Origin of the sequence: Pseudoalteromonas sp. SCSIO 43101 (assembly GCF_023650775.1) — a bacterium.
In the GTDB taxonomy this organism is placed as follows: domain Bacteria; phylum Pseudomonadota; class Gammaproteobacteria; order Enterobacterales; family Alteromonadaceae; genus Pseudoalteromonas; species Pseudoalteromonas apostichopi.
Genome location: NZ_CP072673.1, coordinates 694,900 through 721,514, shown reverse-complemented (window position 1 = coordinate 721,514; position 26,615 = coordinate 694,900). Strand labels below are relative to the sequence as shown.

General features: G+C 40.0%; 26 protein-coding genes. 5 read left to right on the top strand and 21 right to left on the bottom strand.

Translation table 11 applies throughout. The features are described from left to right. The first annotated feature begins 6 nt into the window (after positions 1 to 6). On the top strand, positions 7 to 3,120 hold the full coding sequence (locus tag J8Z25_RS03450; RefSeq protein WP_058155247.1) for an efflux RND transporter permease subunit: 3,114 nt from the start codon (positions 7 to 9) through the stop codon (positions 3,118 to 3,120). A gap of 98 nt (positions 3,121 to 3,218) precedes the next feature. Here the strand turns inward: J8Z25_RS03450 and J8Z25_RS03445 are convergent, their stop codons facing one another. Next, on the bottom strand, positions 3,219 to 4,106 hold the full coding sequence (locus tag J8Z25_RS03445; protein WP_250661680.1) for a cation diffusion facilitator family transporter: 888 nt from the start codon (positions 4,104 to 4,106) through the stop codon (positions 3,219 to 3,221). Beyond that, the gene (locus tag J8Z25_RS03440) at positions 4,093 to 4,824 is read right to left on the bottom strand and encodes a transglutaminase-like domain-containing protein (RefSeq protein ID WP_008464145.1); all 732 of its coding nucleotides are present in this window, start codon (positions 4,822 to 4,824) and stop codon (positions 4,093 to 4,095) included. The genes J8Z25_RS03445 and J8Z25_RS03440 overlap by 14 nt, the downstream gene beginning before the upstream one ends. 79 nt (positions 4,825 to 4,903) lie before the next feature. On the opposite strand from J8Z25_RS03440, the gene cadR reads away from it, so the two are divergent. Further along, a complete protein-coding gene (gene cadR / locus J8Z25_RS03435; protein WP_008109677.1) occupies positions 4,904 to 5,293 on the top strand; it encodes a Cd(II)/Pb(II)-responsive transcriptional regulator in 390 nt (129 codons plus the stop codon). 526 nt (positions 5,294 to 5,819) lie between these two features. Here cadR and J8Z25_RS03430 read toward each other — a convergent pair. Further along, positions 5,820 to 6,059, bottom strand: coding sequence for a recombinase family protein (locus tag J8Z25_RS03430; protein WP_250661679.1), 240 nt, complete (start codon positions 6,057 to 6,059; stop codon positions 5,820 to 5,822). 18 nt (positions 6,060 to 6,077) lie between these two features. Between J8Z25_RS03430 and J8Z25_RS03425 the strand changes: the two genes are divergently transcribed. Then, positions 6,078 to 7,624 (top strand): IS3 family transposase gene (locus J8Z25_RS03425; protein WP_250661090.1). Its coding sequence is split into 2 segments (ribosomal slippage): positions 6,078 to 6,558 and positions 6,558 to 7,624, totalling 1,548 coding nucleotides; the frame shifts between segments, so codons are not numbered across the junction. Positions 7,625 to 7,682: 58 nt separating this feature from the next. Here J8Z25_RS03425 and J8Z25_RS03420 read toward each other — a convergent pair. After that, the gene (locus tag J8Z25_RS03420) at positions 7,683 to 7,823 is read right to left on the bottom strand and encodes a recombinase family protein (protein ID WP_008109675.1); all 141 of its coding nucleotides are present in this window, start codon (positions 7,821 to 7,823) and stop codon (positions 7,683 to 7,685) included. Positions 7,824 to 8,256: 433 nt separating this feature from the next. On the opposite strand from J8Z25_RS03420, the gene J8Z25_RS03415 reads away from it, so the two are divergent. After that, positions 8,257 to 8,778 carry a DUF305 domain-containing protein gene (locus tag J8Z25_RS03415; RefSeq protein ID WP_008109672.1) on the top strand — a complete coding sequence of 174 codons (522 nt, stop codon included), beginning with the start codon at positions 8,257 to 8,259 and terminating at the stop codon, positions 8,776 to 8,778. Position 8,779: 1 nt separating this feature from the next. Further along, positions 8,780 to 9,511, top strand: coding sequence for a MauE/DoxX family redox-associated membrane protein (locus J8Z25_RS03410; protein ID WP_008109669.1), 732 nt, complete (start codon positions 8,780 to 8,782; stop codon positions 9,509 to 9,511). A gap of 216 nt (positions 9,512 to 9,727) precedes the next feature. Here J8Z25_RS03410 and J8Z25_RS03405 read toward each other — a convergent pair whose 3' ends face one another. The 17 genes from J8Z25_RS03405 to J8Z25_RS03325 form a co-directional block, all read right to left on the bottom strand. Continuing rightward, the gene (locus J8Z25_RS03405; protein ID WP_004589646.1) at positions 9,728 to 10,078 is read right to left on the bottom strand and encodes a hypothetical protein; all 351 of its coding nucleotides are present in this window, start codon (positions 10,076 to 10,078) and stop codon (positions 9,728 to 9,730) included. A gap of 50 nt (positions 10,079 to 10,128) precedes the next feature. Then, positions 10,129 to 10,500 (bottom strand): hypothetical protein, encoded by a 372-nt coding sequence (locus tag J8Z25_RS03400; RefSeq protein ID WP_008467865.1) that lies wholly within the window; start codon positions 10,498 to 10,500, stop codon positions 10,129 to 10,131. Positions 10,501 to 10,510: 10 nt separating this feature from the next. Then, the gene (locus J8Z25_RS03395; protein WP_008467863.1) at positions 10,511 to 10,933 is read right to left on the bottom strand and encodes a hypothetical protein; all 423 of its coding nucleotides are present in this window, start codon (positions 10,931 to 10,933) and stop codon (positions 10,511 to 10,513) included. Then, entirely contained in the window at positions 10,917 to 11,582 is a 666-nt protein-coding gene (locus J8Z25_RS03390) for a methyltransferase family protein (protein ID WP_010558024.1), read from the bottom strand. The genes J8Z25_RS03395 and J8Z25_RS03390 overlap by 17 nt, the downstream gene beginning before the upstream one ends. Further along, positions 11,575 to 11,910, bottom strand: a complete 336-nt coding sequence (locus J8Z25_RS03385; protein WP_008467859.1) for a DUF2933 domain-containing protein — start codon at positions 11,908 to 11,910, stop codon at positions 11,575 to 11,577. The genes J8Z25_RS03390 and J8Z25_RS03385 overlap by 8 nt, the downstream gene beginning before the upstream one ends. A 9-nt stretch (positions 11,911 to 11,919) precedes the next feature. Next, a complete protein-coding gene (locus J8Z25_RS03380) occupies positions 11,920 to 12,273 on the bottom strand; it encodes a cupredoxin domain-containing protein (protein WP_004589267.1) in 354 nt (117 codons plus the stop codon). Then, the gene (locus tag J8Z25_RS03375; RefSeq protein ID WP_250661678.1) at positions 12,260 to 14,527 is read right to left on the bottom strand and encodes a heavy metal translocating P-type ATPase; all 2,268 of its coding nucleotides are present in this window, start codon (positions 14,525 to 14,527) and stop codon (positions 12,260 to 12,262) included. Before J8Z25_RS03375 ends, J8Z25_RS03380 begins: the two co-directional genes overlap by 14 nt. A gap of 101 nt (positions 14,528 to 14,628) precedes the next feature. Continuing rightward, the gene (locus J8Z25_RS03370; RefSeq protein WP_008467855.1) at positions 14,629 to 15,042 is read right to left on the bottom strand and encodes a MerR family transcriptional regulator; all 414 of its coding nucleotides are present in this window, start codon (positions 15,040 to 15,042) and stop codon (positions 14,629 to 14,631) included. Positions 15,043 to 15,341: 299 nt separating this feature from the next. Beyond that, positions 15,342 to 15,764: a hypothetical protein gene (locus tag J8Z25_RS03365; RefSeq protein WP_010558026.1), complete on the bottom strand. Its 423-nt coding sequence runs from the start codon at positions 15,762 to 15,764 to the stop codon at positions 15,342 to 15,344. Between the two features lie 673 nt (positions 15,765 to 16,437). Then, a complete protein-coding gene (locus J8Z25_RS03360) occupies positions 16,438 to 17,298 on the bottom strand; it encodes a copper resistance protein B (protein ID WP_004589262.1) in 861 nt (286 codons plus the stop codon). Then, positions 17,295 to 19,118, bottom strand: a complete 1,824-nt coding sequence (locus J8Z25_RS03355; RefSeq protein ID WP_013465888.1) for a copper resistance system multicopper oxidase — start codon at positions 19,116 to 19,118, stop codon at positions 17,295 to 17,297. Before J8Z25_RS03355 ends, J8Z25_RS03360 begins: the two co-directional genes overlap by 4 nt. A gap of 27 nt (positions 19,119 to 19,145) precedes the next feature. Beyond that, positions 19,146 to 19,616: a YybH family protein gene (locus tag J8Z25_RS03350; RefSeq protein WP_024596192.1), complete on the bottom strand. Its 471-nt coding sequence runs from the start codon at positions 19,614 to 19,616 to the stop codon at positions 19,146 to 19,148. 15 nt (positions 19,617 to 19,631) lie between these two features. Then, positions 19,632 to 20,519: a CopD family protein gene (locus J8Z25_RS03345; RefSeq protein ID WP_024596191.1), complete on the bottom strand. Its 888-nt coding sequence runs from the start codon at positions 20,517 to 20,519 to the stop codon at positions 19,632 to 19,634. Between the two features lie 19 nt (positions 20,520 to 20,538). Beyond that, positions 20,539 to 20,886 (bottom strand): copper resistance CopC family protein, encoded by a 348-nt coding sequence (locus J8Z25_RS03340; RefSeq protein ID WP_004589258.1) that lies wholly within the window; start codon positions 20,884 to 20,886, stop codon positions 20,539 to 20,541. Between the two features lie 24 nt (positions 20,887 to 20,910). After that, on the bottom strand, positions 20,911 to 22,743 hold the full coding sequence (locus J8Z25_RS03335; RefSeq protein WP_250661677.1) for a 2Fe-2S iron-sulfur cluster-binding protein: 1,833 nt from the start codon (positions 22,741 to 22,743) through the stop codon (positions 20,911 to 20,913). Beyond that, positions 22,725 to 23,363 carry a PepSY domain-containing protein gene (locus J8Z25_RS03330; RefSeq protein WP_250661676.1) on the bottom strand — a complete coding sequence of 213 codons (639 nt, stop codon included), beginning with the start codon at positions 23,361 to 23,363 and terminating at the stop codon, positions 22,725 to 22,727. The genes J8Z25_RS03335 and J8Z25_RS03330 overlap by 19 nt, the downstream gene beginning before the upstream one ends. A gap of 79 nt (positions 23,364 to 23,442) precedes the next feature. Beyond that, positions 23,443 to 26,607: an efflux RND transporter permease subunit gene (locus J8Z25_RS03325; RefSeq protein ID WP_004589255.1), complete on the bottom strand. Its 3,165-nt coding sequence runs from the start codon at positions 26,605 to 26,607 to the stop codon at positions 23,443 to 23,445. Between the last annotated feature and the right edge of the window lie 8 nt (positions 26,608 to 26,615).

Below are 26,615 nucleotides of genomic sequence, written 5' to 3'. Positions count from 1 at the left end.
CGCAATATGATTGAATCAATTTTGCGTCTTGCAATAAATAGGCGCTACTTAGTATTAAGCTTGCTGATGGTAATCATCGGCGTTGGTATGTGGAGTTATCAAAAACTTCCCATTGATGCTGTTCCAGATATAACAAACGTGCAGGTACAAATAAACACTTCTGCCCCCGGTTATTCACCTTTGGAAGCGGAACAAAGGGTGACCTTTCCTGTAGAAACAGCCTTAGCCGGATTGCCAAAGCTGTCTCACACCCGCTCCCTGTCAAGATATGGATTATCTCAAGTAACCGTTATCTTTGAAGAGGGAACCGATATTTATTTTGCTCGCAACTTAATCAATGCAAGATTAGCTGCGATAAAAGGCGTTATTCCCTCTGGCTTAGAGCCAGAAATGGGTCCTATTTCGACAGGGCTTGGCGAAATATTTATGTATACCGTACAAGCTTCTCCTGATGCTAAAATGCCTAATGGAGAGCCTTATACCGCTATTGCCTTAAGAGAAATACAAGACTGGATCATTAAACCGCAATTGGCTCAAGTTAAAGGCGTCATTGAGGTCAACAGTATCGGCGGCTACAACAAGCAATATCACATAACACCGAAACCTGAAAAATTACTTTTTTATCGTGTGAGCTTTGAAGAAATATCTGATGCATTACGTAAAAATAATGATAACCGTGGCGCGGGTTATATCGAGCAAAACGGACAGCAAGTTTTAGTACGCTCCATTGGGCAACTAGCGACAATAGATGAGATCCTCAATGTCATCATCAAAAAGAACGATGGTATTCCTGTAAAAATAAGTGATGTTGCCAATGTTGCTATAGGCAAAGAACTTAGAACAGGGGCTGCTACTCGTAATGGCATTGAGACAGTGCTTGGTACAACCATGATGCTGATTGGTGAGAATTCTCGCACCGTTGCTTTAGAAGTGGAACATAAGCTCAGCGAAATACAAAAATCTCTGCCAAAGGGCATTACCGCAGAGCCTGTTTACGACAGAACAACGTTAGTAGATAAAGCGATTGCAACCGTTACCAAAAACCTCGTTGAAGGTGCGCTTTTAGTTATTGTTGTGTTATTTATTCTACTTGGAAATTTACGTGCAGCTCTCATTACCGCTGCTGTTATCCCTATTTCCATGTTAATGACAATCACAGGTATGGTGCAAGCAGGAGTATCTGCCAATTTAATGAGTCTCGGCGCATTGGACTTTGGCTTGATAGTGGACGGGGCTGTCATCATCGTTGAAAACTCTGTCCGTAGGTTAGCACAGGCCCAACACAACGGTCATAGGCAAGACTTAAGAGAACGCCTAAATACCGTTTTTGAAGCCACTTCAGAAGTGATACGTCCAAGCTTGTTTGGTGTGGCAATTATCACTGTTGTTTACATCCCCATTTTCACGCTAACTGGCGTTGAAGGGAAAATGTTCCACCCTATGGCGGCAACTGTCGTTATGGCGTTAATTTCCGCAATGATCCTTTCAGTTACACTGGTTCCTGCTGCTGTAGCTGTTTTTATGAAAGGTAAAATCAGCGAAAAAGAAAGTGTTGTTATTCGTTCAACCAAGTCTATTTATGAACCATTGCTAAAAATGGCGTTGAAATTTCGTTGGGTTATCGTTTCATTTTCGACGCTCTTAATGGGGTATAGCCTTTGGTTAGCAACAACGCTGGGTAGTGAATTTGTTCCACAGCTAAATGAAGGGGATATAACAGTCCAAGCGCTAAGAATACCTTCTACCGGCCTAGAGCAATCAGTAGAAATGCAAGAAGTACTTGAGCAACGTATTAAAGCGTTTCCTGAAGTTGATAAAGTATTCTCGCGCATCGGCACACCAGAAGTAGCAACTGATCCAATGCCACCGAGTATTGCTGATATCTTTGTTATTTTAAAACCACGTAAAGAATGGGCCGAACCTTCAAAGCCAAAGAGTGAATTAGTTGAAGAAATGGAAGAAGTACTGAAAAACATTCCGGGCAACAACTATGAATTCACTCAGCCTATTCAAATGCGTTTCAATGAATTGATTTCTGGCGTTAGAGCTGATGTGGGCATCAAAGTATTTGGCGATGACTTAGATCGATTATTACTTACCGCAAAAGATATTCTAAATATTGTGAAAACCGTGGACGGTGCTGCTGATGCCCGAATGGAACAGGTCACAGGTGTTCCATCTTTATCAGTAATTCCTAAACGAGAAGCGCTTGGTCGATACGGTTTGAGCGTTTCAGAACTGCAAGACTGGGTTGCTACTGCAATTGGTGGAGAATCTGCGGGGATCATTTATGAAGGTGACAGACGATTTGAGTTAGTTGTTCGCCTACCAGAGCAAACAAGAACAGATATCAATGGCTTGAAGCACCTGCCGCTTCCACTTGAGGGTGGTAACTATGTGCCACTTGAAGAAGTTGCAGAGCTTAAATCAGAGTCTTTACCTGCTCAAATTAGCCGTGAGAACGGAAAAAGAAGAGTTGTGGTTACCGTCAATGTTCGTGGCAGAGATTTAGGCGGCTTTGTAAAAGAAGTGAAAGCTAAAATTAATCAGGAAGGAGAAATCCCAGCAGGATACTGGCTTGATTATGGTGGAACGTTTGAACAACTAGAGTCAGCGAGTAAAAGATTAAGCTTAGTTGTACCGATCACATTAGTTGTAATCTTAGGTATTTTGGTTATCGCATTTGGTTCATTAAAAGATGCATTAATCATTTTCAGTGGCGTGCCTTTAGCATTAACTGGGGGCGTATTTTCACTTTATTTAAGAGACATGCCCTTATCAATTTCGGCAGGTGTCGGCTTCATAGCATTGTCAGGTGTCGCCGTATTAAATGGCTTGGTTATGTTGGCTTTTATTCGAGATCTTTGGCATGAAAAAGGCGACCTTTACGTAGCGATCATTGAAGGTGCCATCATTCGTTTAAGACCTATTTTAATGACGGCACTGGTTGCTAGTTTAGGTTTTATTCCAATGGCGCTAAACACTGGAATTGGTGCAGAAGTACAACGACCACTAGCAACAGTCGTTATCGGCGGTATTGTATCTTCTACCATTTTAACTTTGTTTGTATTACCTGTTTTATATCAATGGGCGCATGGCTCTGAGAGTAACAAACAGTAATCTGACGAAATTTAAAGCCCAAAAAGCAGCTTAATTAATAGGTTATGCCTAATTAAGCTGCTTTTTATATTGTATGCCCAACATTTTATTGATAAAGCTTACTGCGCTTCATCCCGACAATTTTCATTTAAAAACTCAAACTCTATCGTTGTATGCGATAAATGATAGGAAGATAATTTAGCTGCAACTTCTTGTTTAAGCCTAATTAATTCTTTAACGTCAAAGTTGTCACTCAGCTCAAGGTGCGCTGTTAAAACGTGACTTTCACCATCTAGTGACCAAAAGTGCATGTGGTGGATACCATTAACTTCAGGAAATTCCATTAGTGATAGTTTAATACGCTTTTGAGTCTCTTTATCGGGTGCAGCTTGAAGAAATAAAACGAGTGTTGATTTCAGGTTTTTGAAAACATTAAACAAGATGAACAGCGTGAACCCTATTGATAAAAGGGGATCTAATATCGGCAGTTCAGCGAACAACAGTACGATAGAGACTATAAGAACGGCAACCCATCCAAGTACATCTTCAAGAAGGTGCCATGTCAGCACTTTCTCATTTAATGTTTCACCCGCTTTTAATTTTAATACAGCATATCCGTTAACGGCAACGCCGAGTATCGCTAGCCCTAACATCCCCTCGACTACAGGCATTTCAGGATTGGACAGCCTTGGAATTGCTTCAAATAAAATCCAAATTGAGCCAATGATTAAAACAATACTGTTTATCAATGCGCCAAAGAGAGTAAGTCTACGATAACCATAACTAAACCTATCTGATGCTTCTTTATTTGAAAAACGACTCAATAACCAAGCAAACCCTATAGACAGGCTATCACCCAAATCATGAACTGCATCTGCCATTATCGCCGTACTGTTAGTGAGCCAACCACCTATAAATTCGATAATAGTAAATGTCACATTCAGAAAAAATGCCCAACCAATACGATCATCTTTAGAATGCTGATGACTGTGACTATGGTTGTGCATTTTGTACCTCCAGTGCTTTTGTATTTCTAATTTTTGATACATTCATATTAATCAAATGGCGAATCACACCTTGATACATCCAACGTTTTACTCCCGACAAATTAGTACCCTTTTCAAGATAAAACTCATCAGGGGAATCATAAAGCCCAAAGTCGTCATGAATACCTTCTTTTTGAATATAGGTATCTTGGCCGCACCAATTTGTGTTTGGTGAAGAGAAACACTTTGTTGCAACACCATAGACACAAAAGTCATCTTTTGCTTGGCTAAATTTCTGCTGTAGTGAGCTTAAGTATTGCTCATCCAATATAAAGCCCTCTAAGTTTATCCAGCGTCCATCGAAATAAACTTCTACCCAACTATGAATGATGTATTTAGGTGCTAACCAAAATACATAGCTAGGTATAGCCCCTTTTTGTAATTGCTGATCAATGGTAAAACCATGGAAACGACACTGGATACCTAGTCCACGCAATAGCGCCATTAACAGATTACCCTTAGTATTACATTGCCCATAACCATCTGCTAGTACATCGCTTGCTGCTATATCATCACTCTTGTTATAGCCAAACATTATTTCATCTTTCACAAATTGGTATGCTGCTCCAATTTTGTTGAAATCGTCTAAGCTTTGCCATCCTCGCTGATCGATCAGGGATTGGATATCTTTGTGTTCAAAATTAACGATATTCGTATTGTTTAAATATTTCTCGGTCATTTTTTATATATCCTTTTCGTTGCATACTTATACTACAGACTCTATAGTAACTATAGAATCAAATGTCTGGGGGAAATTGATGAAAATAGGCGAATTGTCTAAAAAATCGGGCTGTTCTATACAAACAATTAGATATTATGAAAGAGAAGGATTACTGTTAAATCCAAACCGTTCAGAAGGTAATTTCAGGCTGTATGATAGTAAAGCACTTAAACAATTGGAGTTCGTAAAACATTGTCGCAGCCTAGATATATCACTCAATGATATTAAACGTCTTATCGAATTAAAAAATAAGCCAGAAGAAAGCTGCTCTAGCGTTAATGCATTAATTGATCAGCAACTTGCACTAGTGAATAAACGCATGAAAGAATTAAGGGCGCTTAAAGCTGAATTACAACAGATGGCTAGTGCTTGTGGTTCGAACAATACTATTGAAGCATGCGGGATCATTAAGTCACTAGATAGTTAACTCTGTTAGAGGCATACGGGCAGAATATAGAACATTAATCGACTATTGCATGTCCTAAATGTGGACAGATAAAAACGGAAGAAATGCTGACAAATTCATGTCAGCGGTATCACAAGTATGAGTCACACAAGGTTTTGCCAAACTATTGAATGGTGACTGGTGTGTTTACTTCTCATATGGAACAGCAAAATTCCGCCAATTCTAGAACGACAAAATTAGTTGCAGCCGTTAATGCACTAGAGTGTTTAAATTGAAGTTTATTATTGACTCTTCAACGTCTGCTTTACACTCTGAATTTTCGTTAATAACTCAAAAGCTAACTTCCGCTTTTGGCTAAGTGAAGTCATAAGGTATTCATTGATGCTAATGTCCGCAATGTCGGAGGAGCTGCCGTTAGCAAATAGCATCAAATTATCGTAATATAACTGATTGAGTCTCAGATATTATGATTAAAAAATCATACTTTCATAAAAAGAGAGATTGGCGGCATCCCTTTAAAACCTTTCAGTCTAAAATGAGATCAATCTCAATCATTATGCACAGTCACAAATACTCCACATAGGTTGATCATGGCAGTGGCAAACGGATTATCATTTTTGGTATTGAGAGAGCCGTCGATAATATTCAAACAAGCACCTTTCTTATGGATGCTTTCAATTGCCTCAAGAATAGATTTTAACGACCGTCCCAAACGGTCGAGGCGAGTAACAATAACTTCATCACCTTCCCTGACCCCCTGTGTCAGGATAGTTGTCGCCTCTAACATTTAGCAGAGGCAAATAAAATGAGACGTCAATTTACACAAGAATTTAAAGTTCAAGCTGTTGAAAAAGCATTATCTCAATGTGATGATGTTCGCTTAGAAGATATTGCAGATGATTTAGGTGTCGGTTATTCAACGTTACAACGTTGGATAGCACTGGCAAAAAAGCATCAACTTGAAATACACCAGACGGGTAGCCAAATGACAGCAGAAAAACGACCACAAGACTGGAGTTTAGAAGAAAGGCTCAACGCGGTCATTGAGTGTGGAAGTTTAGATGAAGCCGCCATAAATGAATACTGCCGTAATATAGGGCTTTATCCGCATCATATTCAGCAATGGAAGAAAGACTTAGTAACACCACCTTCAAATAAAACAGTAAAGTCAGACAGTAAACAGCTTAAGCAAGAAATAAAGCAACTGCAAAAAGAACTGAATCGCAAAGATAAGGCCTTAGCTGAAACTGCCGCTCTGCTTGTGCTCAAAAAAAAAGCGGATGCACTTTGGGGTTTCAACGAGGACGATTAACAACAGCGACTGAGCGACATGAATTAATAACGCTTATCACAAACGCACAGGCTTCAGGGGCAAGGAAAGAAAAGGCATGTGAGTTACTTGGACTGACACTAAGAACCGTTCAGCGATGGATTGAAGCAGACGATATGACTGACAAACGGACGAGTACGAAAAAACAGCCGCCAAACCGTCTCACAGAGTTAGAGCGGCAGCGCATTATTAATACGGTTAATTCAGCCGAATATGGGCATTTACCGGCCAGTAAAATAGTCCCTAAGCTGCTTGATAAGGGCATATGGATAGCGTCTGAAAGTTCGTTTTATCGTGTCATGAAGGCACATAACTTATTAACGCATAGAGAAAAAGTAAAGCCAGCTAAGCCGATGAAAAAGCCAAGAGCATTGAAAGCAGTGCGTGCAAATGAAGTATACACTTGGGATATCACCTATTTACCAACGAGCGTAAAAGGGCAATTTTTATACTTATATTTAGTGATGGACATTTTTAGTCGAAAGGTTGTTGGCTGGCAGGTTTACGACACACAGTTAAGTGAATTAGCCGCAGATTTAATGAAGGATATTTGCAGTCGGGAGCAAATAAAGCGCGAGCAAGTCACGTTGCACTCAGATAATGGTAGCCCAATGAAAGGCGCGACATTACTGGCAACATTACAGGAGTTAGGGATTGTGCCATCATTTAGTCGACCGTCAGTAAGTAATGACAATCCATACTCTGAGTCGTTATTTAAAACGTTAAAGTATCGCCCAGAATACCCAGAAAAGGCATTTGAAGATATAAGCGCAGCAAGAGAATGGGTAAGTGGGTTCGTTGATTGGTACAATAATGAGCACCTACACAGTGGTATAAAATTTGTGACGCCAAACCAACGTCATTCAGGTTTAGATAAAGAAATATTAGCTAAGCGTCAGCAGGTAAACGACGCAGCTAAATTGAATAACCCAAGTCGTTGGTCAGGAAAGTCACGAGACTGGTCAATGATAAATGAAGTAAATTTAAACCCTGAGAAAAAAGAAGAAATGCGGGCGGCATAAAATTTAACTTGAGGCGACAACTAACTTGAAAAACTCCGCTGATAAAGTCGATGAGTTCCTAAAGCTTTTCTTCATTTCGAATCGAAGCACCAGACTGTTTGCCTTGGAATATTTTTTCACAGCCCTGAGCGTCCAACTTGGACAGTTGAACATTTAAATCTTGTTCTTTAGTTGAAACTCTTGCAAAACCAACTTTCATATATACGAAACCTGTAACTTTCGCACACCTTAACAATTAAATGAACGAAAGTATATTAAATAAATTTCGTACATGAACGTAATAAAAAATAGAAATTCGTACACTACGGATAGAAAATGAATGACAATTCTAACTATAAAGTGACTTAATTATTTCACACGCTTCACTTGTACACGAGCTTGCCATTTGTTGAAGCTCAGCTTGTAGTGCTTTGAGTTCTCCCATTAGATTGTTAACTAAAGCCAATTTAGCCTGTGTCTATCATAAGTTCAAAACTTAAACTTTAGATATAAGCTGAAATTGAGTCAATCGTATTACAAATACTCTTATTGATACTGGCTCATTACTTGCACTTTTTCGAGAACATGACCACATGTAGAGAATAATAGGCTAACAGTGGGAAATATTTACACTATCAATGTAAGGATTACTTATGAAATACTCAAGATTTGCTGCAATGATCATCACCTCAACCATTGCTATGTTTGTCATGATGTATCTCAACACTTACGCAGTATCACATATATGGTTTAGTGAAACGCGTATCTATATGGCGTTGTATATGGGAGCAGGTATGGCAATGATCATGCTGGCCTTTATGCTTGGCATGTACAGTAACAAGAAGCTCAACATGGCTATTTTTCTATTGGCGACAATACTGTTTGCCATATGTCTTTATCTTGTTCGCTCTCAAAGCACAATTTCTGACACTGCTTACATGAAAGCGATGATTCCTCATCACTCCATTGCTATTCTTACTAGTGAGCATTCAACTTTGGAGGATGTACGCGTGCGTGAATTGGCAAATGGTATTATTAAAGCCCAACGAAAAGAAATAAAAGAAATGGAATGGCTGATTAAAGATATTTCTGAAAATGGAAAGGTCAGCTCACAAGCTCAGGCTGAGCAACGACCGCTCCCAAAGTTTGAAGGCACACTGAACAAAGGAGACTAAGATGACTAAGACAGCTACCCTGTACAGAATGGTCACTGACGAACATATCTGCCCCTATGGTTTAAGGTCGAAAGATTTGCTGGAGAGGCAAGGGTATGATGTAGAAGATCATAAGCTCACGTCAAGACAACAAGCTGATGACTTCAAAGCTAAGCATGATGTCAAAACTACGCCACAAACCTTTATTGAAGGAAAGCGTGTCGGAGGATACGATGACTTAAGAGAGTATTTTGGTAAAGATGAAGCAGGTCAAACTGGCACAACCTACACGCCCGTTGTAGCCATTTTCTCGATAGCTGCACTTCTTGCTGTCGCATCTCAACATTTTGCTTCCGGCTCATTTATCTCCATCAGAACACTGATGCTATTTATAGCTTTTTCAATGACGCTCTTAGCGGTGCAAAAACTGAAAGACCTATACAGTTTCACAAATTCGTTTATTACTTATGATTTACTAGCGATGAGATGGATAAGATATGGTTATATTTATCCCTTCATTGAAGCATATGCAGGTATTGGTATGGTTGCCCAACTACAGCCTCTCGCAGTGGCACCATTTTCATTGTTTATCGGCACAGTTGGAGCAATTTCAGTTTTCAAAGCCGTTTACATCGACAAACGCCAGTTAAAGTGTGCCTGTGTAGGCGGCGATAGCAGTGTGCCACTTGGATTTGTATCGCTATCTGAAAACTTATTTATGATCGCGGGAGCATTGATTATGCTGCTGATGTAAAGGTATAGCTCTATTCGGCGGCCCCTTAACTGTTAAGATTAGACCTAGGATGCCAGCCCACACCTTTCTAATTCATATGTAACATTTTTTCTGTCGTACTGGCATCAAGATAACCAGAACTGAGCAAACAATCTCAAAGGTTGTACAAAATAACACTAAAGTTTTTTCATTAAGTTTTATTGTTATGCTCTTGTGGTGGCTTTCGCCACCACTTTATTAGTTTTCAAGTTCCACCATATCTTTCGCTGCAATGTCACCAGACACTAGCTTTACAGTTGCGAAATGATCATTCACAATTTTAGTAATTTGTACCGTTCCTACCTTTTCGATAGTGTAGGGATCTTCACCTTCACTCAATACTATTCTTTCATGGAATCTAATAACACTGTATTTTTGCCCAACCTCTGCGCCATGCTTAGCACCAATACAGATTAGAGTTCGATTATCAGAACTTTCTACTACCTGACCTCTCATCATGTATTTATGATAAAAAGTGGTATTGGAACAACCCACTAAATATAAACCGAATGTAAGCAATAAAAGAGCTTTTATATAGGGTGTTTTCATCACTGTTACCTCATTTGACTAACTAATTATCTATACACTTTTTTATGAATTCATTTGTTTTTCCGGCCAGCCCCCGAAGGTGCTTGATGACAACTCCAAGGCTTATGAACAGAGTTATCTTTGATGTTCTGATCAACAAATTTATAGTAACTTTCTTTAGTATGTGTCCACCAATCATCATGAACATCTGCGCCATACTTACGGATTACCTCCTCAATCCCATCAAGGCTTACGTTTGCGGCATCATAGGCAAGGTGTATTTCACCTTCTTTGATGTTGTAACTAACTTCATCTATACCAAAAAGCTGATCTATTTCTTTTACTAACTCGTCACAGCTTTCTTCTGTGACATTGCTAAGCTTTAGGTTTCGAACAACTAAATTTTGCTCTTTAACGCCAACTCTATGATTTAAATCGCTCATAATTTTTCTCCTAATGTTTGTGTGAATGCTGTTGATTGCTATCTTTCATTTCTTCCATTTTACGGTTCATCTGCGGCATCATGTTCCCCATCATTTCTAAATGATGTTCAGCCATCTTGATTTGTTGATGCATTGGCATTTCTTCCATGTTTTTGTGCATGGATTGCATCATCTTCATCATTGAACGGTGATGTTCAACCATCATCTGCTGTTGCTTTTCAGGATCTTTTTCAGTTTTAATGGCATGGACTTCCTTTTTCATTTCCATCATCTTTTTGTGCATTTCTCCCATGTTCTCATGTGGTATTGCCATGCCTTGATGCATATCAGCTTTGTTCGCACCTTCATGCTTATGCTCATTGTTTTGGGCAAATGAGCTAGTGGTTATAAGTAGTGAACTAATAAATAAAATTGATTTAGTTAACGTTTTCATGATTTTTACCTTCTACACTTTTATTAAAATTTGGGATCCAACTTGGTGTCGATTCCATATACCTGTGGTACTCCGAACCAAACTCAGCAATCGCTTGTGCTTCTTCGCGTTTCGCTAGCTTGACGTAAACAACGACTAAGATCGGAAACATCGCAAGTGTTGGGATTGTCGGCCACTGCAATAAAAAGCCGAACATGATTAGAATGAAAGCTACATACTGTGGGTGGCGACACCTTGCATACCATCCAGTTGTAGCCAATTGATGATGTTTTTGCGCGTGATGCAATACATTCCATGCTGAAGACAACATAAAGAAACCTGCAACAATTAACACCATACTCACTATATGAAATGGGTCCCAATGGGCATCACCTTGAAATCCAAAGAAAGTATGTAATAAATGCCCATTTTCATGCGCAAAGAAATTTACTTCTGGATAGGTCTCCGTCAGCCACCCCGACAGAAAATAGATAGTTAAAGGAAAGCCATACATTTCAGTAAATAGGGCAACAATAAAGGCAGAGAACGCGCTTAGACTTCTCCAATCAGTTGATGTTTTTGGTTTGACAAAACTAAAGGCAAAAAAGATAAAAATTGCTGAGTTCAGTATCACCATTGACCATAAGTCATAATCATATGTTTCATTCATCACTGCTCTCCTTTTTATGTGATTCCTTACGTGCCTTTTCTAACCCTTGTATGTAGCCATCGCGATAGGCTGCATTTTTATCCGTGAGTTCTTGAAAGCTCTCTTCCTTTTTTTCATCAGGCGCATGTGAATGATCGTGACCATGTTTACCATGACTGCCATGCATAAATACGTGCATCAAGGGGCATAGCAATAAAATCAAGTAGGGAAGAAATTGCAGCATATGTTGACCATGCTCAAGCACTAAGAAGTAGGTCACTGCGGCAATAAGTGCCAGTGCAGCCCAGCCTGTAGGTGTTGACCAAAAATTAGGGTGTTGATTTTTCATATTGCCCTCCTAAACGACTTTTAAGACACCGCGATACATTTGCATCTGACAGTGAAACTCATGCTCTCCCGGTGATAAGTTCAATAGGGTAATTTGAGTAATTTCATTTAATTTAAGCTGTTCGCTTATATCCAATGAAGGAATAAGCATTGTTTCAGCGCAGGGGGATTGATCTTTGCGCATAAACTTCAGAGTGACAGGTTGGCTAGCAGACACCTGAATTGAGGATGGGGAATACACACCATCCCTCACTTCAATGAGTACTTCATTACCTTGAACGATTGTTTTATTGGGTTTATATAGCCAAAACCACCAAACAATCAGCGCGATTAACATTAAGCCTAATAAGTTAATAACCATCATTGTGATTCTCCTTAATGCTCTTTTGCTTTAAAAAGCGAAGTCGATTTGCATTTGACACTACAGTCAATGACGAAAACGCCATTGCAGCACCTGCAATTACAGGGCTAAGCAGAATGCCAAAGAAGGGATATAGAACCCCCGCAGCAAAAGGAATCCCGGCTACGTTATAGACAAACGCGCCAAACAAGTTTTGTTTGATATTTCGTAAAGTAGCTTTGCTTACCGCTATGGCATCAGCAAGGCCATGAAGTGAACCACGCATTAGGGTAATGTCAGCACTTTCGATAGCTACATCAGTCCCTGTGCCTATGGCGAAGCCAACATCGGCTAACGCTAGCGCAGGAGCATCGTTGATGCCATCTCCTGTCATACCAACAATTTCGCCGCCTTCTTGTAGCTCTTTCACCTTGTTGGCTTTATCTTCTGGCAGCACTTCAGCAAGAAACTCACTAATACCCACTTTTTTAGCTACGGCGGCAGCGGTTTCCTTGTTATCACCCGTTAACATGATGACGCGTATACCATTAGCCTGAAGCCGTTTGATAGCAGAGATTGAGTCTGACTTGATAGGATCTGCAACAGCAATGATTGCTGCAAGTTCACCATCTACAGCAAAGTACATAGGTGTTTTGGCTTCTTTGGCTAAAGACTGTGCTTGTTCAACAAAGCCTGTGAGGTCTATGCCTTTTAACTTCATTAGTTTATCGTTTCCGAAAAGCAGGGCTTTGTTGTTGCAGCTTGCTTCTACACCAAAACCCGTAATGGCGTTAAAGGCTTCAATTTTTAGTAACTCAATATCCTGATCTAACGCACTTTCAACAATCGCTTGCGCTAAAGGATGCTCTGAGCCGCTTTCTAAACTTGCTGCAAGCTGTAGTACGTCTTTTTCGTCAGTAGCTTTTGCTAAAATAATATCGGTTACCTTAGGTGCCCCTTCAGTAATAGTGCCCGTTTTATCTAAAATCATGGCAGTGATTTTAGAGGCGGTTTGCAGTGCCTCACCGTTGCGAATAAGCACTCCGGCTTCTGCTGCTTTTCCTACTCCCACCATGACAGACATGGGTGTTGCCAAGCCTAAAGCACACGGGCAGGCAATAATAAGCACAGTAGTTGCTGAAACGATGGCAAAAGCAATGGCTGGCTCAGGTCCAAAGTTAAGCCATGCTAGCGCACTTAACACAGAGGTGATCATCACGACAGGTACGAAAAAAGCTGAAATAACATCGGCCAAACGGCCAATCGGCGGTTTCGAATTTTGTGCTCGTTTCACCATATTGATGATCTGTGCAAGCGCCGTGTCTTTACCAACGCGTGTGGCTCTAAATAAAATCATGCCTGATTTGTTCAAAGTACCTGCGACAACCTCATCTTCTTCAGCTTTTTCAGCAGGCATAGGTTCGCCTGTCAGCATGGACTCATCAATAGAGGTGTGTCCTTCCAATACCACGCCATCGACGGGAATTTTTTCACCCGGTTTTACCTTCACAATATCGTTAAATAAAACCTGCTCAATACCTATCTGAACTTCTTTGTTGTCACGAACCACGGTTGCTGTTTTGGCTTGCAAGCCGATAAGACGTTTAATGGCCTCAGAGGTTTTACCTCTGGCTTTGATTTCTAATGCTAAACCTAAATCAATTAAGCCAATGATCATGGCGGTAGCTTCAAAATAAACATGCCGTGCCATCAATGGAACAGCGTCAGGTGCAAACACGACAACCATCGAATACAACCAAGCCGTGCCTGTTCCTAAAGCAATTAGGGTGTCCATATTGGCTGAATGATTTTTGAAGCTCTTCCATGCTCCTACATAGAAATGCTTGCCTGAAAAATACATAACACCAAAAGTTAAAATGCCTACAACCAACCAAGAAATTCGTTCAAGGTTTGTTTCAACCGTCATTTCTCCAACTACAATGCTGTAGATCATCAAAGGAACGCCGAGTGAAAGGGCAATAAACGTATCGCGCATTAGCTTTTTGTAATATGCAAAATCCGCAGCCTCTTTCTCATCAAGCGCATCTGTTGCTGAGCTATCATCAATTGGCTTCGCGTTATACCCCACTGACTCAACAGCTTTGATCAACTCTTTTGTTTTAGCTGTCCCATAAACTGTTACTGTCCTATCAGCAAAATTCATTTCCGCACTGACGACTCCAAGAGTTGCCTTCAACGCCCCTTCAATTTTGCCTACACAGCTAGCACACCCAGCACCTTCAATGATAAGCTGTTGGTTATGTGATACTTTCTCCAACGTATTCTCCTTACTTTTACACGAAGAGGATTGAGCTTTTGCCTGACAGCAACAGCCTGATTCAGTTTTTATATTTGTGTTAGTAGCCACCCTTTTTCCTCCTATGCTTTTTTAATTTGCTCAAAGTTTTCGATGAGATGACAAACCATGTTTGCAGTCGGTGCTTTGTCTTCCATTTCTTCCCATCGAGAAAGCGCAGAAGACATTTTTCCTCGAAGTGCCAACATTGCTTGAAACTGCTTTTCTGTTTCTTCAAGCCGCTCTTTGATCAGGCTTCTGACTAATGGGCACGCACTTTTACCATCTTCAGATTCATTAATAATTTCCTTGATATCTGCAACGGAAAAACCAAGGTTTCTGGCACTTAAAATGAATTTAAGTCTCGATACTTCTTTATTCGAGTATGACTTGTAGCCGTTCACTGACTTAGCAGGTTTTAACAATCCTAATCTGGTGTAATAGCGCACCGTATCAGCAGTCGTTCCAAGGCTTTTTGCCAGCTCCGCAACTTTCATATTCACTCCTCAGTTTTTTAGCTAAGTTTGTACTCTCATCTTCAGCTTAGACCTGTGTCTAAGACACAGGTCAAGTACTAATTCTAGTGAATAAGCTAAAAACTAATTTTTTGGTAAAAGAGAAATCTCGGTCAAAATCGACAGCATTAAGTACTGTAAATAGCAATAGTTTGAGCATGTTCATCATGCCTCCAAAAAATATTGTGCTAATTGTTCAAAACGGTTGGTAATTTAAACCAATCAGTAAATCGTTTTATTTTTGATGGGACTGGCGAAAAAAAGGCGCACTGATCCCGTGATTAGCCAATAATTGGTGGACGATAAAGTAAGAGATGGATACCAGATTTTGGTAGGGGTATACGCTGTAGAATTAGCTCAGAATGAATATTGCAAATACCTTCGTCTTGCGCTTCCACAAGATAGGCATTTAAATGAAAGCTTGTACAAAAACCGCCTTCACAACAAACACAATCACCAGCTTTACATTTTTCACAGTCTTCATCACCATGACGGTTTTTAGAATCTTGCGAATTTTCAGTGTGATAGTGACTATTGTCATTCATTGATTGATGATGCATATTTTTGCTTGGTTGTATAATATGCGTGTCGGAAGATCCATTTTGATGTTCTTCACAATTCATTGGTTTAGCAATAGCAAAGCCATGCTGCGTAAGCAACAGAGTAATTACCACTATTTTAAACCACTTGAAAAGTCCAAACATTTTAATTCCTTATTTATCACCTACAATATTAGCCACTTTATAAAAATAATTTTATGATCTTGATCAACCTTTGAACTAAAACCTAAACTTTTTACTTTTTACTTTTTACTTTTTACTTTTTACTTTTTACTTTTTACTTTTTACTTTTTACTTTTTACTTTTTTAAACAGCTTTAACTTCACAAGTATAAAAGGGGTGTCTAATTTATACTCATGAGATTGAAGCCAAGCATGAGCACCATTAAAAGAAATAAAAACCCTACGCTCATAACTAGGTATTGAGTAATGGATCATTTTTCCAATTGTTCAGCTTTAAGCGCAGTACTTTGCAACAATCGGTTCTATCCCGGGCACATCCAATTCCCGTTCATCAAAAGTGATAAAATGGCCTATTGTACGTCTTTCAATGGCGATGTTTTTTGCCTTGACTCTTTAACCTTAACCATTCGCCAACTTTACTTCTTAGCTGATATTCCACCTTGATAGGTATACACCAGACTGGCACCGATTGAAAACAAGAAGTAGCTTACTATTACTGCTCTTAGTTCTTTCCAAAAAAACTATTAGCTAGGCCTTTCCTAACATAACTAAAATGGTTTAAATCCCAAAAAACGAAAGCTACCATCAATATAGTTGCGGTAGCTCTCATCAAGTCAATATAGTATTTCTTCATATCAGAGCCAGAACTTGATACCTGCAACAAAAGCAGTATCACGAGTACTTTGCCCATTTAACTTCGCAAAGTCGGCTGTATTACCAAATTTATTTGTCCACTCAACGCCAACATAGGGAGCAAACTGGCGGGTAAACTCATAACGAACCCGAAAACCAATAGCACTGCTAGACAAGCCACTACCAAGGTTATTTTGGACGTCATCCTTACCGTAAAGCGTCAACTCTGCTCGTGGTTGAACAATTAACTTTTGAGTAAGTAATAGCTCATACTCAGCTTCGATCGAAAATGCACTATTACCTTGCTCTCCTAAATACGCAGTCATATCAATTTCAAACCAGTAGGGGGCTAGACCTTGTAAACCAAAAGCTAGCCATTTGCGGTTTTCACCTTCGTTATTGTAATCAAGTCGAATACCGACTTGTGTATCCCAATAAGCAGATATTGCGTGGCCCCATAGAAAATCTGTTTGGTTCTCCTCTAAATTACCTTCGCTAAAATCTCCTTCAGTTTTGATGACTAATCTATCAAAAGTAGTGCCATACCATGCCTGAAAGTCAAAAACACCTGCGTTTGTTTGCTCATTATATTCAAGACGATCCCCTAGTAGCGCGTAAAATGAATGCTCATCTGCCAAAGTCAGTCGTTTGTCGCTACTGAGTGCATAAGGACCTTCAGTCAAAGTTGTACCTGCTGCATAAGCATGGGGGTCTCTAGCATCTTTAGGTGCATCTCCACCTTGTGCTTGCATTTTAGAATCACCCATCTCAGTCATCTCATCTTTTGCAGATACAGATACACTTATAAGGGGCAAACCTATTAATAATAGTCTTAACGTATTGGTTAGTATTAATTTTTTCATGATACAACTACCTCTCTAAACATACCTGCATCCATGTGGAATAATAAATGGCAATGCCATGCCCAGCGACCTACGTCATGAGGTGTTGTTAAAAAACTAATTCTTTGCGCTGGTTGTACAGGGATAGTATGGCGACGAACCTGTACATCACCTTTTTCATTCTCCAAATCGCTCCACATACCATGCAGGTGCATGGGATGTGTCATCATTGTATCGTTTTGTAAAATAACTCTTAAACGTTGATTATGCTTCATGTGAACTGGCGTGCTTTTTCCAAATTCCAAGCCATCAAATGACCAGCTATAACGCTCCATGTTTCCAGTTAAATGTAATTCAATTTCAGCCTCTGGCTCTTGCTGGTTTGTAATTCCCTCAAGAGAATGTAAATCTGCAAGTGTTAAAACACGGCGTCCATTTTTACGTAAACCTATACCGGGATCATCAAGGTTTGTTCTAGGCATATCAACACGCATATCAACAGAAGCTCCATACTCTGTTTTTGCATGACGCACTTTAGTGCTAGCAACAGCTAATGGGTTTTTAGTCATTCCATGTTTACTATGATCCATTGCCATCGCTCCATGACCCATTGCACTATGATCCATTTTATTAGAATTCATGCCCGACATGTCTGCCATACCTGCCATCGCGGAATGCTCACCACCTTGGGCCATATTCCCCATCATATCTGTCATCGTTAACCATTCAACGGGATCTAGAGCAGGTACTGGTGCATCAATATTAGGTGCCATTGATAAAGTACCTTTAGCATAACCTGAGCGATCCATGCTTTGTGCAAAAATCGTATATGCATCATTTTTTGGCTCGACAAGTACATCATAAGTTTCACCGGGACCAAATCTAAATTCATCTACTGTCACAGGTTCAACATTTTGTCCATCAGCTTGTACAACTGTTAACTTCAGCTCAGGTATTCTTACATCAAAAAACGTATTGCTAGAACCGTTAATAAATCTAAGCCTAACCTTTTCGCCAGCTTTAAACATTCCACGCCAGTTTGTCAAAGGCGCACAACCATTCATTAAAAAAGTCATTGCAGATGCTGATAAGTCTGCAAGATCTGTAGGGTTCATTCTCATTTTATTCCACATTTCCCGGCGTTGTAGCGCATTTGAAACGCTGCTATTTGAAATGTCATCAAAAAACTCTGGAACAGTAGGTTGATTAAAGTTAAATACATCGCTCTGTACTTTTAACTTGCGGAACAAATCCATTGGGTCATCATCAGTCCAATCAGACAATTGGATAACATGCTCATTGTCAGCACTAATAATATCCTTTTCTCTTGGCTCAATAATTAATGCGCCGTACATACCTGTCATTTCTTGAAAGCCACTGTGTGAGTGATACCAATATGTGCCGCTTTGTTGCAGCTTAAATTTATAAACAAAGGTTTCACCCGGCATTATACCTTTAAAGCTAATACCCGGTACGCCATCCATTTGATACGGAAGAATGATCCCATGCCAATGAATTGAACTCGGCACTGATAATTTATTAGTTACCCTGATAGTAACGTCATCACCTTCTCTGAGGCGCAAGGTAGGAGCTGGTATTGAGCCATTGATTGTTGTAGCCATTCTTACAACACCTGTGAAGTTTACGGGTGACTCATCTATCACCAGATCTATTATTTCTCCACTTAGTTCGGGCACAGTACCTGTTATTGTTCCAGCCACTAAAGATGAAGCAGCATGAAGAATGCTTGGAAAAGCAGCTAATATACCGCCAGCAGCTAAACCTTGTACAAAGCGTCTACGCGGTGTAGAAATTTGATGTAATGGATCTTTAATTCTCATTTTACTCTCCGAGGTTTGACCAATAAATTAGTGTGACCAATGAATGTGCTTAATTTTCCATTCACCGTTTTGCTTTTCGAGAACCATTGTTTCCATCCCTTGATAATCACGTTCTTCACCATTGTAAGTACCTTTAGTTTGACTACGCGAGGCAGAGATAGCTGTATTTCCAAGTATCGTCACTTGATGTTCAAGTGTGTCGCTCTTCATCGCTGCTAAATACTTCATATCCGACAACATATGATGATGAGCATATTCATCAGCGCTCCTTTCAACGCGGCCTCCCTCGAAAATGGTGACATCATCCGCTAACTGCGCTCTAGCCTGTTTTTGATTGCCAGTTTCAAGTGCTTGATGAAATGCCAAAACAACTTTTGCGGCTGGTGTATCTACACCTTTAAACAATCCTTTGTCTTTATTCTTATCACCATGAGCGTTTGCTGCGAAACTAAACGTCATTAATAAAACGAGTAGGATATTTATTGTTTTCATTTTCATTTTCTCTTTTAGGTTTTAATTTGCAGGGCCAACAACACTAGTAAGCCCAGCCGTTACAGATAAAATGGCAAAAGCTACTACCATTTCTATCGAGATAGATTTAGATAAAGCCTCTCTGCCTTGACTATTTTTAAGTTGTGGAACGAGTATTAGTTTATGTTTAGCAGCAAGTGCCAAAATAGACACTACAAGGGCCAATTTAAACAACAGTGTTTGTCCGTAACTTGAGCTTATTAGTGCATCAAGACTTCCGACCAATTGAATCACGAGCCAGAGGCCTGCTACCAACAATAGGCTCAATGTAAAACTTGCTTGTTTGCCAAAGCTTTCCATCAGCAAATGAAGTTCTGCATAACTTAGCTGATGGCAAGCCTGTTTTAGTGGCAATAACGCCCCAAACCACCATGCCATAACGAGCACATGCAAAATAAGCAAGCCTTTTTCAATTGTGCCTAACTCAGAAATATGACCCAGTAACGTGAATGAGTATGCAAGGATTAATAAACTCAACATTAAAGCGCTTTGTTTTAAGTACGAGTTCACAGCGAGTTTGAACCTTAAAGCTAAAGCGATTATTGCGGTAACTAGCCCAAGCGCTCGAAGCAAAGCTCCAGTGCCGACAGAGGAGTCCCACATAATAGCCAATATATCAGCGTCTATCGCCCCCTGAATTCCCTCTTCTGCCATTGCACCAGTACTGGCAAAGAACCAAGTAATATTAGCGATCAAAGCCATAACTATATAAGTTCTTGTCCACGTTAAATTCGCTATTACAGCATTAGTATGAGATTCATTATTCTCAAATATTTGCCTGAAAAATGTATAACCAGCAATACAGGCAAAGCCGACGTAAAATACAATTTTTGACAGTACAATGACTGTATTCCAGATATACATTTCCATATCAATCACACCGCCTATTTTAGTGAACCATAAAGCCGAAGCTATGTTTCATTTTATGACCATCGTTACCTAAGAAGGTTACATCCACAGCATAGTTTGCAGGAGCTAATTTAGGTAGTTTCCATGTAAATTTGCTAGTAGCGACTTTAGAAGGCTCGAATCCAAATTTAAATTCTTCGCCTTGTTTATTGGCCAATGAAACTTTTACAACCCGTACCTCTTTGGTGAACACCAAAGTTAACTCTTCTGGAGGATTCATTAGCATTGCATTATCAGCAGGCACACTTTTTTCAAGATGCACATGCGCAAATACCGCACTACTAAAAACGACACTGATTACGGTTAAAAATTTAATTAATGTTTTCATATATACCTCTATTTATTTAATGGATTAACGACTAAATTTATCTTTGAAAATTTGATTACTTGGAATCCCAGCATCTGTAATTATTTTTTCCACTTCACTCATCATTGCTTCTGGACCGCACAAGTAAAACTCAGCCAAAAGCAGTTCTGATTTTTGGTTCATATACGGCAGAAGTACTTTTTGAACATAGCCTGAGTGCCCTTGCCATTCTTCTGAAGGATTAGAAAGAGTAGGAATATAAGAGAAGTTTTTATGCTTCTCACTCAGTGACTTCAATTCATTATGGTATAGCAAGTCATCTTCAGTTCGCGCACCATAGATAAGAGTCAAACCACTTTTATCTTTATGCTTTTTCAACTGTTCAAAAATAATAGACCTCAGTGGTGCAAGTCCTGAACCCGCACCAATAAACACGCGACTAACTTTTTTATTTGAAGTGGCATAAAAATCAGAAAAAGGGCCTTTTGCAGTTATCGTTTCACCTACTTGGAGTGAACCTAAATAACTTGAACCTATTCCTGCTTTAAAACCATTCTTTGCGGTCTGCCAACGGATATTAAACATTAACTCATCAGACTCCTCGTCAAAGTTAACTAATGAGTAGTGGCGAGTTACACCGTTATGAGAAAATTTTCCATGATAGTAGCTATCCCAGTATTTTTCATAGCACTCTGGCATATCATCTGGACGTAAGCTATTCATCCCTGCTGGCACATCAAATTGCATATATGCACCAGCTTTAAATGCCAACTGTTTGCCTGATTTCAGCTTAAATTTCACTTCCTTGATAAAAGGAGTAATGAAATTAGTCGCAACCACAACTAGCTCATGATTTTCAATATTGCGATCAGTATTAACTTCAATCGAACTAATTTCAGAGAACCTATGCTGACATCCAAGCCGATAACCTTCCTTAAGTTGCTCCTGAGATAAATGTTCCTGTTCAGATAGTGTGATAGGTAATTTAGTTGAACTTAAGAACACGCATTTGCCACAAGTACCGCCACCACCGCAACCTGAAGGAAGGTATACATGTGAACTAGCTAGCCCTTCTAGTACAGTTGAGCGACCAACTGCTGAGATGTCAGTAATAGTATTTTCATTGGAAAACGTCACTGCCACTTTTTGCCTGTTAGTGCCCCAACCTAGCTTCAGTAAACCACTTCGATACTGTTGTATCAGCCAAGTAACACCAGTAATTGAAAGGAATAGCGTTGCAAAAGCAAATGCAATGATCAACCAATGGTTAAATCCTCCAGAATTGCCATAGTCCATAAAGTGAAGCTTCATCATCAGATCTTTCAATCTGAAATCATCATTGGCATGGCGAAGTACTTGACCTGTAATACTTTCTAAATAAATAGTTGTATTGTTCTCATCCTCAACGGCAACTTGCCACATAGGATTTTGCTGCCTTACGTGATCAGAAAACGGAGGTTGAGATAACACTGGAGTAGTTAACTTACCCTGTCCTGAGTAGGAGTTTTTTGCCAAAGTTAGTACTTGTTCTTCAGACAAATTAAATAGCTTTCCTGTTACAGCATCAAATAGCTTTGAGTGGCGTTCTTGATAGCTATGCTGCCCCTTATCGAACACAAAATGATAGTAAGGCTGATGTAAAACCCATATAAGGTTTACTTCCTGCGGAGCATTACTAGTAATGTCTTTAATAGGGAATAGGTCAAAGCCTGTAATGCTACCTTCATGATGAGAATGAACTCTAAGTTCATTACCACTGGCTTTACTGTGATCCATCAAATTGAAGTAAAGGCCCGTTCCCAACCAAATAAGCAGTTGTAAACCAACAAATAAAGAAAGCCACTTGTGTATCGTTGTATTTAACTTAAATAGTCGCATAAAATGACTCCCTTTTTATTTGGGGAAAGCACTCGGTAATAAGTCAATACTGCGCCAGTAATTGCTCCCATTAGACCTAGAGTTGCGACCAAGAACAAAAACCAGTTAGATACGTTTTCTCCATCATAGTAATCCATAATGTGGAACCGCCACATCCAATCAAACAATCGCCAGTAATCATGACGCTTGGCAACAAGTGATCCTGTTTGTTGACTTATATAAAATGTCGGTGTGGAGAATTGCTCAAACGTCACTCTCCAAACAGGTAAATGCCTTGGGGACAACTCAGCAGGCAAGTTTGTCGCTGACTTAATCAACCTTACGCTGTCGATTTGATGATTCAGCGCATAATGGTATTGTGCGATTTCTTTAGCCTTGATTTCATCTACAAGTGCCTGAACAGCTCCAGTTTTAGCATCTATTGCTACTTTTCCATTTTCTCCATTAATAAAAGAATACAAAGGACGGCCCATACTTTGAGTAAGTGTAACTTGGCTAGCTTTAGGATAATCCGCAGCTAGCTTTACAATGGAGTAATCCATACTTGCTAAATCTATTTTGGCTTCCTCACTCTTAGCCAAGGTTTCGCCGTGTATATAGTGAATATCCATAGTCACCATATACACGCCTGTAATAGACCAGAAGAGGAATTGTATTCCGACAAATGCCATTAGCCATTTGTGATATTTTCTAGCCGTGCTAAGCATTACTTTTTAGCTCCGCCTTAGAAAGCTCCTTGTTAAAGGCGTTTAATTCTGGCTTTTTAACGATTGAGTAAATTACTGGGAGCACAATAAGAGTGAGTAGCACAGCACTTGTCATTCCGCCTACCATAGGTGCAGCAATACGACTCATAATCTCCGAACCTGTTCCTGTACCATATAAAATGGGCATCAAGCCGATAATGATTGTTGCAACTGTCATCATTACTGGACGAACTCGTAAGCCTGCACCGTGCAATAATGCATCTTGATATGCATCATCAGAGATAGGTTCAGCTCGCTCTTCAGCTTTTTCCTTAAGCTCAGCAAGTGCCTGATTGAGATAGACCAACATTATCACACCAATCTCAACCGCTACCCCAGCTAGAGCAATAAAGCCCACGCCAACAGCCACAGAGAAGTTAAACCCTTCCAGATACATCAACCATAAGCCACCAATCATCGCCATCGGCAAGGTAACGATAATGATAGCCACCTCACTAAACGCTCTGAAGTTTAAGTAAAGTAGAATAACAATAATGGCGAGTGTTAAAGGCAATACATAGGTGAGCTTTTCTTTCGCTCTTTCCATATATTCGTATTGCCCAGCCCAAGTAATTGAATAACCTGCTGGTAGTTTTAGATTATTAGCCAAGTGTATTTTTGCACTTTCAACATAAGTACCTACGTCAACACCGTCTATATCGATAAACGTCCAGCCATTTAAACGAGCATTTTCACTCTTAATTCCCGGCGGACCGTTCTCAACTCGAATATCTGCGACATCACCTAGTGCAATGCGTTGACCACTTGGTGTTACAACAGGTAATCGTGATAGCTGCTCAGGAGAGTCTCGATAGTCTTGCGGATAGCGTAAGTTAACAGGGTAACGCTCTTGACCTTCTACCGTTTGGGTAACGTTCATACCACCAATAGCTGTAGAAACCACTTGTTGAACATCTTCGATGTTTAACCCAAAGCGACTTGCCTTATCGCGTGAAATATCAACCTTGATATATCGTCCACCTGCAACTCGCTCTGAGTAAACTGATGCTGTGCCTGTAACTTCGGGTAAAATTTGCTCTATTTGTTGGCCGATTTCCTGAATCACATCAAGCTCTGGTCCGGCGACTTTAATACCCACAGGCGTTTTTATGCCTGTTGCTAACATGTCGATTCGGGTCTTGATTGGCATAACCCAAGCATTCGTTAAGCCCGGAAACTTAACCAATTTATCAAACTCAGCTTTTAACGATTCAGTAGTCACACCCTCTCGCCACTGCTCTCGTGGCTTCAATTGAATAAAGGTTTCAATCATGGTTAAAGGTGCAGGATCGGTTGCAGTTTCAGCTCTTCCTACTTTACCAAATACAGTTTCAACTTCTGGCACAGTGCGAATAAGCTTGTCTGTTTGCTGCAATAACTCCCTTGCTTTACCAATTGAAATACCGGGATAGGTAGTAGGCATATACATGAGATCGCCTTCATCCAATGGCGGAATGAATTCACTACCAATTTTATCGACAGGCCAAAAGCCAACGATAGTCACTAATATTGCTGCTACTATTGTCGATTTTGGAAACTTCATGACTTGCTTTAAAACAGGCATGTAGATAGCAATCAATAATCGGTTTAACGGGTTTTTCTTTTCAGAAACAACTTTGCCTCGAATAAAGTAGCCCATCAAAACAGGCACCAATGTGATCGCCAAACCTGCTGATGCCGCCATTGCATAGGTTTTTGTATAGGCGAGCGGAGAGAACATTCTTCCTTCTTGCGCTTCCAAGATAAATACAGGTAAGAATGAGACTGTAATGATCAGTAAGCTAAAAAATAGTGCAGGGCCTACTTCACTCGCAGCCTTAGCAACAATTTGCCAGCGATTTTCATCTGTTAGTGGTGTTTTCTCCATATGCTTGTGCATATTTTCAATCATCACTATTGCACCATCAGTCATCGCACCAATCGCAATAGCGATACCGCCTAAAGACATAATGTTGGCATTGATGCCTTGCATATACATGATAATGAACGACACCAAGATACCTAATGGCAGCGTAACAACTGCCACAATAGATGAGCGAAGATGAAATAGGAAAGCCACACAGACAATAGCAACGACTGCAAGCTCCTCTAGCAACTTGCTCCAAAGATTATCAACAGCACGATCTATTAACTTCGATCTGTCATAAACAGGGACAATCTCCACCCCCTCTGGTAGAGAAGATTTAAGCGATTCAAGTTTTTCTTTTACCCCGTTTATGGTTTGTTGAGCGTTTTCACCAAAGCGCATAACGACAACACCACCAACAACTTCGCCTTCACCATTAAGCTCTGCGATACCACGGCGCATTTGAGGCCCTAAATTAACGGTAGCAACATCACCAATACGCAATGGCGTGCCTTGTTCGTTAATACCAAGTGGGATTTTCTCTATATCACTAACTGATTGAATATACCCCGTTGCGGTAACCATATATTCAGCTTCAGCCATTTCCACAACGGATGCGCCAGTTTCTTTGTTCCCTTTTTGTAAGGCTATTTGTATTAAACTTAGAGGAATATCGTAAGCTCTCAATTTATCAGGATCTACTTGCACTTGATACTGCTTAACCATACCACCAACGGCGGCAACTTCGGACACGCCCGGAACAGTTTGTAGTTCATACTTTAAGAACCAGTCTTGAATGCTTCTTAATTGGCTTAGATCATGGTTTCCAGACTTATCTGTTAAAGCGTAAATGTATACCCAACCCACACCTGTTGCATCAGGTCCTAATTGAGGTTTTGCCGAATCAGGCAGGCTTGATGCTACTTGGCTTAAGTATTCAAGTACTCTGCTTCTAGCCCAATACAAATCAGTATCGTCATCAAAAATAATGTAGACGTAGGAATCACCAAAAAATGAGTAACCACGAACAGTTTGCGCCCCCGGCACTGATAACATCGCTGTAGTAAGAGGAAATGTCACTTGATCCTGCACTACTTGTGGTGCCTGTCCCGGATAGCTCGTCTTAATTATAACCTGCACATCAGAAAGATCGGGGAGTGCATCTACTGGTGTTTTTTGTAATGAATACAAACCACCAAACGCGATAATTAAGGTAATCAACAAAACAAAGAAACGATTGCCGATAGACCATCTAATAATTGATTCAATCATTATTTTTC

Bases quoted from the DNA above. Each gene is read 5' to 3' on its own strand.
- J8Z25_RS03450 (WP_058155247.1), top strand. From the start codon at position 7: ATGATTGAATCAATTTTGCGTCTTGCAATAAATAGGCGCTACTTAGTA.
- J8Z25_RS03445 (WP_250661680.1), bottom strand. From the start codon at position 4,106: ATGCACAACCATAGTCACAGTCATCAGCATTCTAAAGATGATCGTATT.
- J8Z25_RS03440 (WP_008464145.1), bottom strand. From the start codon at position 4,824: ATGACCGAGAAATATTTAAACAATACGAATATCGTTAATTTTGAACAC.
- cadR (WP_008109677.1), top strand. From the start codon at position 4,904: ATGAAAATAGGCGAATTGTCTAAAAAATCGGGCTGTTCTATACAAACA.
- J8Z25_RS03430 (WP_250661679.1), bottom strand. From the start codon at position 6,059: ATGTTAGAGGCGACAACTATCCTGACACAGGGGGTCAGGGAAGGTGAT.
- J8Z25_RS03420 (WP_008109675.1), bottom strand. From the start codon at position 7,823: ATGAAAGTTGGTTTTGCAAGAGTTTCAACTAAAGAACAAGATTTAAAT.
- J8Z25_RS03415 (WP_008109672.1), top strand. From the start codon at position 8,257: ATGAAATACTCAAGATTTGCTGCAATGATCATCACCTCAACCATTGCT.
- J8Z25_RS03410 (WP_008109669.1), top strand. From the start codon at position 8,780: ATGACTAAGACAGCTACCCTGTACAGAATGGTCACTGACGAACATATC.
- J8Z25_RS03405 (WP_004589646.1), bottom strand. From the start codon at position 10,078: ATGAAAACACCCTATATAAAAGCTCTTTTATTGCTTACATTCGGTTTA.
- J8Z25_RS03400 (WP_008467865.1), bottom strand. From the start codon at position 10,500: ATGAGCGATTTAAATCATAGAGTTGGCGTTAAAGAGCAAAATTTAGTT.
- J8Z25_RS03395 (WP_008467863.1), bottom strand. From the start codon at position 10,933: ATGAAAACGTTAACTAAATCAATTTTATTTATTAGTTCACTACTTATA.
- J8Z25_RS03390 (WP_010558024.1), bottom strand. From the start codon at position 11,582: ATGAATGAAACATATGATTATGACTTATGGTCAATGGTGATACTGAAC.
- J8Z25_RS03385 (WP_008467859.1), bottom strand. From the start codon at position 11,910: ATGAAAAATCAACACCCTAATTTTTGGTCAACACCTACAGGCTGGGCT.
- J8Z25_RS03380 (WP_004589267.1), bottom strand. From the start codon at position 12,273: ATGATGGTTATTAACTTATTAGGCTTAATGTTAATCGCGCTGATTGTT.
- J8Z25_RS03370 (WP_008467855.1), bottom strand. From the start codon at position 15,042: ATGAAAGTTGCGGAGCTGGCAAAAAGCCTTGGAACGACTGCTGATACG.
- J8Z25_RS03365 (WP_010558026.1), bottom strand. From the start codon at position 15,764: ATGTTTGGACTTTTCAAGTGGTTTAAAATAGTGGTAATTACTCTGTTG.
- J8Z25_RS03360 (WP_004589262.1), bottom strand. From the start codon at position 17,298: ATGAAAAAATTAATACTAACCAATACGTTAAGACTATTATTAATAGGT.
- J8Z25_RS03355 (WP_013465888.1), bottom strand. From the start codon at position 19,118: ATGAGAATTAAAGATCCATTACATCAAATTTCTACACCGCGTAGACGC.
- J8Z25_RS03350 (WP_024596192.1), bottom strand. From the start codon at position 19,616: ATGAAAATGAAAACAATAAATATCCTACTCGTTTTATTAATGACGTTT.
- J8Z25_RS03345 (WP_024596191.1), bottom strand. From the start codon at position 20,519: ATGGAAATGTATATCTGGAATACAGTCATTGTACTGTCAAAAATTGTA.
- J8Z25_RS03340 (WP_004589258.1), bottom strand. From the start codon at position 20,886: ATGAAAACATTAATTAAATTTTTAACCGTAATCAGTGTCGTTTTTAGT.
- J8Z25_RS03335 (WP_250661677.1), bottom strand. From the start codon at position 22,743: ATGCGACTATTTAAGTTAAATACAACGATACACAAGTGGCTTTCTTTA.
- J8Z25_RS03330 (WP_250661676.1), bottom strand. From the start codon at position 23,363: ATGGTGACTATGGATATTCACTATATACACGGCGAAACCTTGGCTAAG.
- J8Z25_RS03325 (WP_004589255.1), bottom strand. From the start codon at position 26,607: ATGATTGAATCAATTATTAGATGGTCTATCGGCAATCGTTTCTTTGTT.